The organism is Microbacterium sp. (genome assembly GCF_026393345.1).
Taxonomy (GTDB): domain Bacteria; phylum Actinomycetota; class Actinomycetes; order Actinomycetales; family Microbacteriaceae; genus Microbacterium.
This window is the reverse complement of record NZ_JAPLAI010000033.1, coordinates 1-11,438: the sequence shown is the minus strand read 5'-3', so window position 1 is coordinate 11,438 and position 11,438 is coordinate 1. Positions and strand designations below refer to the sequence as shown.

Below are 11,438 nucleotides of genomic sequence, written 5' to 3'. Positions count from 1 at the left end.
CCTTCGGGTCCATGCGGGTCGGCGGCGAGCACGTCGGGCACCGCGGCGCCCGCGCGCGGGTCGGGCAGGAGCGAGCCGTCACGCTCGAAGGCGGCGATCTGGGCGATGCGACGCACGTGGCGCTCCTCGTTCGAGAACGGGGTGTCGATAAAGCGGTCGATGAAGGTCACCGCCTCCTCGAAGGTGTGCTGCCGGGCGCCGATAGCGATCACGTTGGCGTCGTTGTGCTCGCGGGCAAGCTCTGCGGTGGCGATGTTCCACACCAGCGCCGCGCGGATGCCCTGCACCTTGTTCGCGGCGATCTGCTCGCCGTTGCCGGAACCGCCGAACACGACGCCGAGCGTCTCGATGCCGGCGGCCTGGTCACGCACGACCGCCTGCGCCGCGCGGATGCAGAAGGCGGGGTAGTCGTCGACGGCGTCGTACTCGATCGGCCCGTGGTCGACGACCTCGTGGCCGGCCCCCGCAAGGTGGTGCTGCAGCTGCGTGGAGAACTCGAGCCCGGCGTGGTCGGTGGCGATGTGGATGCGCATACCCCCATCTTTCCATCCGCCGAGTCGTCGCGTCTGTCACCACATCGGCCGCGAACGACTCGGCGTCCGGGCCGAGGCGCTCAGGGCGCGATGCCTGCGGCGGCGAGCTTGAAGCCCGCGCGAACGTTCTCGCAGCAGGCCGGCCGGCACACGTCGAACCAGGGTCCGAGCGCGGTCTCGTGCGGGCGGTCGGATGCGGGGGTGCCGTGCAGGCGCTCCTCGACGAGGTCGACGAGGCCCGACACGTAGGCCGGGTCGATTCCGGGGGTCGGGGTACGGACGGCCTTGAGCCCCGCGGCCTCCGCCGCCTCCAGCGCCTCGGTGTCGAGGTCCCACAGGACCTCCATGTGGTCGCTGACGAACCCGAGCGGCACGACCGCGACGGCGTCGATCCCGCGGGCCGGGAGCTCGCCGATGACGTCGCACACATCGGGCTCGAGCCACGGCTGCGAGGCGGGGCCGGAGCGGGACTGGAACACGAGCTCCCAGCCGACCTGGGCGGCCTCCGGGATCTCAGCGGCGACCTGCGCCATCACGGCGGCGCCGACGGCCTCGTGCTGGGCGGCGTACGCGCCGCCGGGGCCGAAGTCCACGTCGCGCGGGCCGGAGCGCTGCGCGTCGGCGACGGGGATGCTGTGGGTCGAGAACAGCACCCGGATGCGATCGGGCGCGACGCCCTCATCGAGGAACCCACGGAGGGCGTCGCGCACGCCCTCACGGAACGCGGAGACGAAGCCCGGGTGGTCGAAGAACTGGCGCACCTTGTCGATTGTGACGGTGTCGCCGAGGCCGGTGTCGGTGAGACAGCGGGCGAAGTCCTCGCGATACTGCCGGCAGCTGGAGAACGAGCTGTAGGCGCTCGTCGCGATGCCGAGGAGCGTCGTGTCCCCCGCAGCTGCCGCATCCGTCACCGCCTCGTCGAGGTACGGCGCCCAGTTGCGGTTGCCCCAGTAGACGGGCAGGTCGATCCCGCGGCCGGCGAGTTCCGTCTCGAGCGCCGCCTTCAGCGCGCGGTTCTGCGCGTTGATCGGGCTGACGCCGCCGAAGTGACGGTAGTGGTGCGCGACCTCCTCGAGTCGCTCATCCGGGATCCCGCGGCCGCGGGTGACGTTGCGGAGGAAGGGGATGACGTCGTCCTGTCCCTCCGGACCACCGAACCCGGCGAGGAGGATGCCGTCGTACGCGACCGGCTGCTCCACGTGCGGAGCTCCGGATGCGGCGGCGGCAGAGGCGAACGGTACGCGTGTGCCGGCATCCGCGGGCACGAGATCGGGGGAACTCACTCCCCCATCCTCGCACCGCGGCTGACCCCGCGCGCATGCACTATGCGTCAGACCGTGTTCCCGCGAGGTCACGGGCATAGGCTGGATCGGAAGCCGTCGGCCGCCGTGCCCGACGATGCCATCCCCGATCACCCCTTGGGAGCGAAGCAGTGCCTGGAGAGAACCTCACCCGCCTGGAAGCACAGGAACGCCGCGCGATCGTCGACACCCAGTCGTACGACGTGACCCTCGACCTCACGCGTGGCGCCGACGTGTTCGGCTCCACGACCACCGTGCGTTTCACCGCCACCGAGGGCGCCGCCACCTTCATCGACCTCATCGCCGGCGAGGTGCGCACCATCCGGCTCAACGGGCGCGACATCGACCCCGCGACCGCGTTCGCCGACTCGCGCATCGCGCTGGACGACCTCGCCGCCGAGAACGAGCTCCTCATCGAGGCGGACTGTCTCTACACGAACACCGGCGAGGGCCTCCACCGTTTCGTCGACCCGGTCGACGGTGAGGTCTACCTGTACTCGCAGTTCGAGGTCCCCGACTCGCGGCGCGTGTTCGCGGTGTTCGAGCAGCCCGATCTCAAGGCCGAGTTCCGGTTCACCGTGACCGCGCCCGAGGGCTGGCAGGTCGTCTCCAACTCCGCCACGCCCGAGCCCACCCGGCACGGCGACGGCTCGGCCACCTGGTCCTTCGCGCGCACCCCGCGCATCTCGTCGTACATCACCGCCCTCGTCGCGGGACCGTACGAGTCGACGTTCTCCGAGCTCACCAGCGCCTCGGGGCGCGTCATCCCGCTCGGCGTCTTCGCCCGCAAGAGCCTGTGGGAGCACCTCGACGCCGACTACGTGTTCGAGAAGACCCGCCAGGGCTTCGCGTACTACGAAGAGAAGTTCGGCGTCCCATACCCGTTCGAGAAGTACGACCAGCTGTTCGTGCCGGAGTTCAACGCCGGCGCCATGGAGAACGCGGGCGCGGTGACCTTCACCGAGACGTACGTCTTCCGCAGCAAGGTGACGGATGCGGTCAAGGAACGCCGCGTCGTCACGATCCTGCACGAGCTGGCGCACATGTGGTTCGGCGATCTCGTCACCATGAAGTGGTGGAACGACCTGTGGCTGAACGAGTCGTTCGCCGAGTGGGCGTCGACGATCGCAACCGCCGAAGCCACCGAGTGGACCGAGGCGTGGACGACGTTCAACGCCATGGAGAAGACCTGGGCGTACCGCCAGGATCAGCTCCCCTCCACCCACCCGGTCGTCGCCGAGATCAACGATCTCGAGGACGTGCAGGTGAACTTCGACGGCATCACCTACGCCAAGGGCGGATCGGTGCTCAAGCAGCTCGCCGCCTGGGTGGGCATCGACGCGTTCTTCGGCGGCGTGGGTCAGTACTTCCAGAAGCATCAGTGGGGCAACACCGAGCTGCGCGACCTGCTTGTCGAGCTCGAAGCCACCAGCGGCCGCGATCTCAGCGGCTGGTCGAAGAAGTGGCTGGAGACCGCGGGCGTGAACACGCTGACCCCGTCGATCGACGAGGGCAGCGACGGCACTATCACCAAGTTCTCGATCATCCAGACGGCGCCCGCCGACTATCCCACGATCCGCCCGCATCGCCTCGGCGTCGGCTTCTACGACTTGCAGGGCGACGCGCTCGTGCGCACCCACCACGTCGAACTCGACGTGGACGGGGACCGCACCGACGTGGCCGAGCTCGTCGGACGGAAACGCCCCGACCTCGTGCTCCTGAACGACGAGGACCTCGCCTACGCGAAGATCCGCCTGGACGACCGGTCGCTGGCCACCGCCATCGCGCACCTGTCGAAGATCAGCGATCCGCTCGCCCGCTCGCTCGTCTGGGGCGCGGCGTGGGATCAGACCCGGGATGCGGAGGCCTCAGCATCCGCATACATCGACCTCGTGCTCGGCAACATCGGCGCCGAGACCGAGTCGACCACCGTGCGCACGACGCTGGGTCAACTGCAGCTGACGGCGAACTCCTACGTCACGCCGGAACGGCGCGAACAGGCGCGGGCGACCGTCGCCGATGGCCTCTGGGCGCTGGCGCAGTCCGCCGAGGCGGGCAGCGACAGCCAGCTGCAGTTCGTCACCGCGTTCGCCTCGGCCGCATCCACCCCCGCGCAGTGGGAGGCGGTGCGCGCCCTCCGTGACGGCGACACGGTGCTCGAGGGCCTCGAAATCGACGCCGACCTGTCGTGGGCGCTGCTCGTCTCGCTCGCCGCGGGGGGCCTCGTGACCGCCGTGGACATCGACGCTGCGCTCGCCGCCGACAACACCGCCAAGGGCGGCGAATTCGCCGCTCAGGCCAAGGCGGCATTGCCGACCCTCGAGGCGAAGCGCGAGGCGTGGGCGCAGCTCGTCGAGCACGACGACCTGCCCAACACGGTGCTCCGCTCCGCGGCGGCAGGGTTCATCCACCCGGCCACGCGCGACCTGCTGGAGGAGTTCGTGCCGCGGTACTTCGACATGCTGCTGCCGATCTGGAACGAGCGCACGTATCAGATCGCGAGCTACCTGATCGTGGGCCTGTTCCCCTCGCCGCTGGCCAGCACGGCCCTCCGCGATGCCACCCGCGGCTGGCTCGGCTCCCACCAGGACGCCCCGCCGGCCCTCCGCCGCCTCATCGCCGAGAACCTCGCCGGCGTCGAGCGTGCGCTCGACGTGCAGTCGCGCGACGCGGAGTAGCACCACGCGAACGGATGCCTCGGACTCAGCAGGGTCCGAGGCATCCGTCATTAGGCTGAGGTGATGCAGGAGTTGTCGAGGGGTCTCGCCGCGGTGGAACCCGATGTCACCGACCCCGCCTGGTGGAGTGAGATCGCCGCGTTCTTCGTCCGTGCCGGGTGGAAGGCACTCGGGATCGTGTCGATCATCGTCGTCGCTTTCCTGGTGGCATGGGTCCTCCGCCTCGTGATCCACCGGGTCGTGGAGCGGATCGTCAACGGCGCGAAGAGCAAGGCCAACGTCGACGACACCCAGGCTCTCGACCGCTCGCCCCTCGCCGGCGTGCGCCTGGTACAGCGCACGCGCACGCTCGGGTCGATCCTGCGCAACATCATGAACGTCACGATCGTGATCGTCGCGCTCATCCTCATCGTCAACGTCATCGACGCCAGCATCCTGGGATCCTTCGCCCTCCTCACCGCGGCCATCGGCGCCGGCCTCGGTTTCGGCGCGCAGAACATCGTCAAGGACGTCCTGAACGGCATCTTCATCGTCGCCGAGGACCAGGTGGGCATCGGCGACGTCGTAGACCTCGGCCTCGCCACCGGCGTCGTGGAATACGTGAGCGTCCGCGTCACCCACGTCCGCGATGTCAACGGAACGCTCTGGTACGTCCGCAACGGCGAGATCACCCGGATCGGCAACATGTCCCAGGGCTGGGCGCGCGTCATCGTCGATCTCGCGGTGCCGGCCGACGCATCCATCGACGACGTCGAGAAGGCGATGCTGACGGCCGCCAAGGCTCTCGCGAAAGACCCGAAGTGGCGCACCCGCATCCTCGAACAGCCGGAGATCTGGGGGCTGGAGTCGGTGTCGGGCGACGCGCTGGTCATCCGCCTCGTCATCAAGACCCGCTCGAACGCGAAGGACGACGTCGCCCGGGAGCTCCGGATGCGGCTGAAGCGCGCGATGGACGACCTGGGCGTGCACCTGCCCCAGCTCAACTCGATCATCCTCACCGGGTACGAGGGGGCACAGAGCGTGCGGGGCGCCAACCCGCCGAAGACCCGGCCGACACCCACCATGCCGGAGAAGCCGGTCTGGAAGCCGAAGCGCACCGGCAGGTCCGGCAAATCCGGCAAGACCGACGGCTCCCCCGAGGCCGCCGGCGAAGGAGAGAACACGTGACCGACACCCCGATCAGCTTCTACGACGAGATCGGCGGCCACGAGGTGTTCGCCCGCCTCGTCGACGTGTTCTACGACGGCGTCGCCGCTGACCCGGTGCTGAAGCCGATGTACCCCGAGGAGGACCTCGGCCCCGCGAAGGTCCGTCTGCTGATGTTCCTCGAGCAGTACTGGGGCGGCCCCACCACCTACAGCGAGCAGCGCGGGCACCCGCGACTCCGGATGCGGCACGCACCGTTCCATGTCGACCCCGACGCCCGCGACCGGTGGCTGGCGCACATGCGCGCGGCGGTCGACGCGCTCGAGCTGCCCCCGTTGCACGAGAGCACCCTCTGGGACTACCTGCAGCGCGCCGCCTATGCCATGGTGAGCTCGTTCGAACCCGCCGGCATCGGGCCGACGGCCACCGGGCGCGACACGGGGACGCTCCCGGTGCGCGCCGCGGAGCCGCCGCAGCCGCACTGACGGCGCCCCCGCGTAGCCGCACCACGACGACGAGGAGTCGCCATGACCGAAGCCCACCATGAGACCGATGTCCTGGTCGTCGGCTGGGGCCTTGCCGGCCTCGTGGCCGCCGCGGAGGCCGCAGCCGCCGGGAAGCGCGTGACGATCGTCGACCAGGAACCCCGCACCAACCTCGGCGGGCAGGCATGGTGGTCGTTCGGCGGGCTCTTCCTCATCGACTCCCCCGAGCAGCGCCGCATGGGCATCCACGACAGTCCCGAGCTGGCCCGGCAGGACTGGTTCGCCACCGCCGGGTTCGACCGTGACGAGGACGCGTGGCCCCGCCGCTGGGCAGAGGCGTACCTGGCGTTCGCCCACCACGAGAAGCGCAGCTGGCTGGCGCAAAAAGGCGTCCGGTTCTTCCCGGTGGTCGGCTGGGCCGAACGCGGCGGCTACACCGCGACCGGGCCGGGAAACTCGGTGCCGCGCTTCCACATCACCTGGGGCACGGGTCCCGGCATCGTCGCGCCGTTCCAGGCCGCGCTGGAGACGGCGGAGCAGGACGGCCGCGTGACGATCCTCGCCCGGCACCGCGTCACCGCGCTGACCACGACCGACGGCACCGTCACCGGGGCGGGCGGTGACGTCCTCGCCCCCTCAGGCAGCGCCCGCGGCACCGCGAGCTCTCGCGAGGTGGTGGGGTCCTTCACGATCGCCGCAGGCGCCACCATCGTCACCTCCGGCGGCATTGGCGGCAATCATGACCTCGTCCGACGCAACTGGCCGGCGCGGCTCGGTACCCCGCCGGTATCGATGCTCACCGGCGTCCCCGCCTACGTCGACGGTGCCATGCTCGACACGACAGCCGCCGCCGGTGCACGCCTGATCAACGGCGACCGGATGTGGCACTACGTGGAGGGCATCACCAACTGGGATCCGGTGTGGCCCGACCACGGCATCCGCATCCTGCCCGGCCCCTCCTCGGTGTGGCTCGACGCGACGGGCACGCGCCTGCCGGTGCCGCTGTTTCCCGGTTTCGACACGCTCGGCACGCTCGCGCACCTGCGCGCCACCGGATACGACCACTCCTGGTTCGTGCTCTCGCAGAAGATCGTCGAGAAGGAGTTCACCCTCTCCGGCAGCGAACAGAACCCCGACCTCACCGGCAAGGACATCCCGCTCCTAGTGAAATCGCGCCTCGGCAAGGGCGCCGCGGGACCCGTGCAGGCGTTCCTCGACCACGGCGAGGACTTCATCGTGCGCGACACGCTCGACGACCTCATCGCAGGGATGCAGACCCTCCCCGGCGGTGACGCGCTCGATGCCGAGCGCGTCCGGCTCGAGGTCGAGGCCCGCGACCGCGAGATGGACAACGAGTTCACCAAGGACGCGCAGATCGCGATGCTTCGTTCCGCCCGCTCCTACCGCGGCGACCGGCTGGTGCGGACGGCCGTGCCGCACCGCATCCTCGATCCCGCATCCGGGCCGCTCATCGCGGTCAAGCTGCACGTGGTCACCCGTAAATCGCTCGGCGGGATCGAGACGGACCTCGACGCGCGGGTGCTGGGAGCGGAGGGCACGCCGGTGCCCGGACTGTACGCGGCGGGCGAGGCCAGCGGCTTCGGTGGTGGCGGCGTGCACGGCTACCGGGCCCTGGAGGGGACGTTCCTCGGCGGGTGCCTGTTCTCCGGGCGCGCCGCCGGGCGCGCCGCGGCGCGCGACTCCTGATCCTCTCGCCCGGGCGTCAGACAACGCTGAGGTGGCAGTACCGGGGGGATCGTGAAGGCGGGATACGGGCGCGCAGGCGCCGGAAACGGCTAGCCCGCGGCGCCCGTGGCGCGGACCGCCGTAAGGCCGGAACGCACAGCGCGGCGCACCAGGATGTGCCCACGGCGGAGCGAGAGGCGGGTCCAGCCCGGCGCGGTGCGCCGTGCACGAAGCCGAGGGCCGTGCCGGCGAACGCCACACCGCGAGGCAGGCCGTCGAGTTCCTCGTCCGCCTCCCCCCAGATGTGCGCGCGCACCGTGCGGACGATGTCCTCCCCGGGGTCGGCGGGCAGTTCGTGCGCGACGGCAGCCATACCCCACTGCGACCGTGCCGCGAGGACGGATGCGGGGAGCTCGCGCTGCATCTCCCATCCGGAGCGCGGCGGCGAGATCCCCGCCCATGGTGCGGTCACGGCGGTCTCCGGCAGCGCGAGGGCGAGAGGATCCTCGGTGCCGACGAGGCCCGGGGCGGCGACCGCGAGGTCGCACTCCAGCTCCGGATCCACCGCGTCCGGGGTGAGAGCACCGCGGTCGCCATCACGAGGGCGCCGTGCTGCGCGCGCAGCCGCACCGCGGCATCGAGGCCGAGAGTACCGGCGCGACCGGCGAAGGTCAGCGCATCGGCCGCCGCATCCGCGTCGAGGAACAGGAGGCGGGTGGGCATCGTCCTAAACTACCAAGCGGACTTGACACATCGGAGGACAGCGTGGATGCAGCAGGAACGACGCAGGACCCGAACATCTCGGACGATCCCGTCGGTTCCCTGCTGTCGGTGCTGGCGCTGACCGACAGCGGCGCGCGCACCACGGAGGACATCTTCACCGGCGTCTCGCACCACATGCCTCGTGGCCGGGTGTACGGCGGCCAGGTGCTGGCGCAGTCCGTCGTCGCCGCGTCCCGCACCGTCGCGGAGGATCGCCCGATCCACTCCATGCACGGCTACTTCCTGCGACCCGGCGATGCCTCACAGGGCATCACGTTCTCGGTGGACCGGCTGCGCGACGGCCGCTCCTTCACGGCACGCCGGACCCAGGCGTATCAGCAGGGCGTGCCGATCTTCTCCATGATCGCCTCGTTCCAGGCCGAGGAGGAGGGGCTCGACCACGAGGAGCCGATGCCCGATGTGCCGGGCCCCGACGACCTCGCCCCGCTCGAGACCCAGGGCGGGGAGAACCCGCTGTCCAAGCGCAGCTTCTCCGACCTTCCGCTCGAGGTGCGGCACGTGGAAGGGTCGCTGTACGGTCCGTTCCCGGGCACGCCGCAGCTGCGGCAGAGCGTGTGGATGCGGACCCGGCGTGCATTCCCCGACGACCCGCTGCTGCACCGGGCAGCGCTCGCCTACCTGTCCGACATGACCATCCAGGAGCCGATCCTGCGCGCGCACGGCCTGGCGTGGGCGACGCCCGGGATGAGCGTGGCAAGCCTCGACCATGCCATGTGGTGGCATCGCCCCGCACGCGTCGATGACTGGCTGCTGTACACCCAGTCCGCCCCCAACGCTCGCGGCGGACGCGGACTGTCCACCGGCCGGATCTACACTCGCGACGGGATGCTGGTCGCTTCGGTGGCGCAGGAGGTCATGGTGCGGGTGCCGGCGGCCGAGCGCCGCGCATAGCCCCGCGGATCAGCGCCGCGCATAGCCCCGCGGATCAGCGCCGCGCATAGTCTCGCGGATCAGCGCCGCGAGTAGACGATCGGTTCGCTCACGTAGGGCTGCCACGCCTCGCGCATCGCGGGCGTCAGCCGGACCGGGCGGCCCGTGGGCGCATCGACCAGCACGACCGTCGCGGACGAGCGGGCGTACAGCTCCTGCTCCGCCGCGCCACGCGGGCTGAACACCTCGTAGCAGACCTCCATGCTCGAGCCGCCGAGACGGCCGAACCACAGCTGCACGTCGAGTGGGTCGCGCTGGTACGGCACCGGTCGGAGATACTCGATCTCCTGCCGGGCGATGAGCGTGAGGACACCCTCGTCGATGCCGGACGACACCACGGCGGTCGGGTACGCCGGCTCACCGTCCGCGGGCGCCCAGAACGCGCGCACCCGCGCCTCCTCGAGCAGTTTCAGCATCGAGGTGTTGTTGACGTGGTTGAACGCGTCGAGGTCTCCCCACCGCAGGTGGATGGGGATGTGGAGTCGGGGCGCCGTGATCAATCCCGTGTCAGCTTGCGGTGGGTGGAACGGTGAGGCTTCGCCGCATCCGGTCCCAGGCGTTCGATCTTGTTCTGCTCGTACGCCTCGAAGTTGCCCTCGAACCAGTACCACTGGTCGGGCTTCTCGTCCGTGCCTTCATAGGCCAGAATGTGCGTCGCGATGCGGTCGAGGAACCACCGGTCGTGCGTGATGACCACGGCACAGCCGGGGAATTCGAGCAGCGCGTTCTCGAGGCTGGACAGCGTCTCGACGTCCAGGTCGTTGGTCGGCTCGTCGAGGAGCAGCAGGTTGCCGCCCTCCTTGAGCGTCAGCGCCAGGTTCAGACGGTTTCGCTCACCACCGGAGAGCACGCCCGCCTTCTTCTGCTGGTCCGGTCCCTTGAAACCGAACTTGGACACGTAGGCGCGGGACGGGATCTCGGTCTTGCCGATCGTGATGATGTCCAGGCCGTCCGAGACGACCTCCCACAGCGTCTTGTTCGGGTCGATGTTCGAGCGCGTCTGGTCGACGTAGCTGATCTTGACGGTCTCGCCGATCTTCAGCTCTCCGCCGTCGAGCGGCTCGAGTCCGACGATGGTCTTGAACAGCGTGGTCTTACCGACACCGTTCGGACCGATCACGCCGACGATGCCGTTCGGCGGCAGGCTGAAGCTCAGCCCGTCGATGAGCGAACGTCCGTCGAACCCCTTCTGCAGCTTCTTCGCCTCGATGACGACGCTGCCCAGGCGCGGGCCCGCAGGGATCTGGATCTCGTCGAAGTCGAGCTTCCGGGTGCGCTCGGCCTCGGTCGCCATCTCCTCGTAGCGCGCCAGGCGTGCCTTCGACTTGGTCTGACGGCCCTTGGCGCTGGAGCGGACCCATTCGAGTTCGTCCTTGAGGCGCTTGGCGAGCTTGGCGTCCTTCTTGCCCTGGACGTCGAGGCGCTCGGCCTTCTTCTGCAGGTAGGTCGAATAGTTGCCTTCGTAGCCGATGAGGCGACCTCGGTCGACCTCCGCGATCCACTCCGCGACGTGGTCGAGGAAGTACCGGTCGTGCGTGATGGCGATGACGGCGCCCTTGTAGGCCTGCAGGTGCTGCTCGAGCCACTGCACGCTCTCGGCGTCGAGGTGGTTGGTGGGCTCGTCGAGGAGCAGCAGGTCGGGCTTCTGCAGCAGCAGCTTGGCGAGCGCCACACGGCGCTTCTCGCCACCGGAGAGCGGGCCGATCGCCGCGTCCCCCGCCGGCGTGCGCAGGGCGTCCATGGCCTGCTCGAGCTGCGAGTCGAGATCCCAGCCGTCTGCGGCGTCGATCTCTTCCTGCAGCGTGCCCATCTCGGCCAGCAGCGCGTCGAAGTCGGCGTCGGGGTCGGCCATCAGCGCGGAGATCTCATTGAAGCGATCGAGCTTCGGCTTGATGG

General features: G+C 69.9%; 10 protein-coding genes. 5 read left to right on the top strand and 5 right to left on the bottom strand.

Features of this window, described 5'->3' with window-relative positions; translation table 11 throughout:
* The coding region (locus NT132_RS04625) for a ribose-5-phosphate isomerase (protein WP_297785519.1) at positions 1 to 533 on the bottom strand (533 nt) is incomplete at its 3' end.
* A gap of 80 nt (positions 534 to 613) precedes the next feature.
* The gene (locus NT132_RS04620) at positions 614 to 1,816 is read right to left on the bottom strand and encodes a ferrochelatase (protein ID WP_297785516.1); all 1,203 of its coding nucleotides are present in this window, start codon (positions 1,814 to 1,816) and stop codon (positions 614 to 616) included.
* A gap of 149 nt (positions 1,817 to 1,965) precedes the next feature.
* Between NT132_RS04620 and pepN the strand changes: the two genes are divergently transcribed.
* The 4 genes from pepN (at position 1,966) to NT132_RS04600 (ending at position 7,850) form a co-directional block, all read left to right on the top strand.
* The gene (pepN, locus tag NT132_RS04615; RefSeq protein ID WP_297785513.1) at positions 1,966 to 4,512 is read left to right on the top strand and encodes an aminopeptidase N; all 2,547 of its coding nucleotides are present in this window, start codon (positions 1,966 to 1,968) and stop codon (positions 4,510 to 4,512) included.
* Positions 4,513 to 4,575: 63 nt separating this feature from the next.
* On the top strand, positions 4,576 to 5,679 hold the full coding sequence (locus tag NT132_RS04610; protein ID WP_297785511.1) for a mechanosensitive ion channel domain-containing protein: 1,104 nt from the start codon (positions 4,576 to 4,578) through the stop codon (positions 5,677 to 5,679).
* Positions 5,676 to 6,143: a globin gene (locus NT132_RS04605; RefSeq protein ID WP_297785509.1), complete on the top strand. Its 468-nt coding sequence runs from the start codon at positions 5,676 to 5,678 to the stop codon at positions 6,141 to 6,143. The genes NT132_RS04610 and NT132_RS04605 overlap by 4 nt, the downstream gene beginning before the upstream one ends.
* Before the next feature lie 42 nt (positions 6,144 to 6,185).
* The gene (locus tag NT132_RS04600) at positions 6,186 to 7,850 is read left to right on the top strand and encodes an FAD-binding dehydrogenase (RefSeq protein WP_297785506.1); all 1,665 of its coding nucleotides are present in this window, start codon (positions 6,186 to 6,188) and stop codon (positions 7,848 to 7,850) included.
* A gap of 16 nt (positions 7,851 to 7,866) precedes the next feature.
* Here the strand turns inward: NT132_RS04600 and NT132_RS04595 are convergent, their stop codons facing one another.
* Positions 7,867 to 8,394 carry a hypothetical protein gene (locus NT132_RS04595; RefSeq protein WP_297785503.1) on the bottom strand — a complete coding sequence of 176 codons (528 nt, stop codon included), beginning with the start codon at positions 8,392 to 8,394 and terminating at the stop codon, positions 7,867 to 7,869.
* 233 nt (positions 8,395 to 8,627) lie between these two features.
* Here NT132_RS04595 and NT132_RS04590 point away from each other — a divergent pair, with 233 nt between their 5' ends.
* Positions 8,628 to 9,503 (top strand): acyl-CoA thioesterase II, encoded by an 876-nt coding sequence (locus NT132_RS04590; RefSeq protein ID WP_297785525.1) that lies wholly within the window; start codon positions 8,628 to 8,630, stop codon positions 9,501 to 9,503.
* Positions 9,504 to 9,562: 59 nt separating this feature from the next.
* On the opposite strand, the gene NT132_RS04585 is transcribed toward NT132_RS04590, so the two are convergent.
* Positions 9,563 to 10,039, bottom strand: coding sequence for a thioesterase family protein (locus NT132_RS04585; protein WP_297785522.1), 477 nt, complete (start codon positions 10,037 to 10,039; stop codon positions 9,563 to 9,565).
* Positions 10,039 to 11,438 (bottom strand): energy-dependent translational throttle protein EttA (gene ettA, locus NT132_RS04580; protein WP_297785500.1); only part of this gene is annotated, 1,400 nt, incomplete at its 5' end. The genes ettA and NT132_RS04585, both read right to left, overlap by 1 nt.

Coding starts and splice junctions, on each gene's coding strand:
- NT132_RS04610 (WP_297785511.1), top strand. CDS start 4,576: ATGCAGGAGTTGTCGAGGGGTCTCGCCGCGGTGGAACCCGATGTCACC.
- NT132_RS04600 (WP_297785506.1), top strand. CDS start 6,186: ATGACCGAAGCCCACCATGAGACCGATGTCCTGGTCGTCGGCTGGGGC.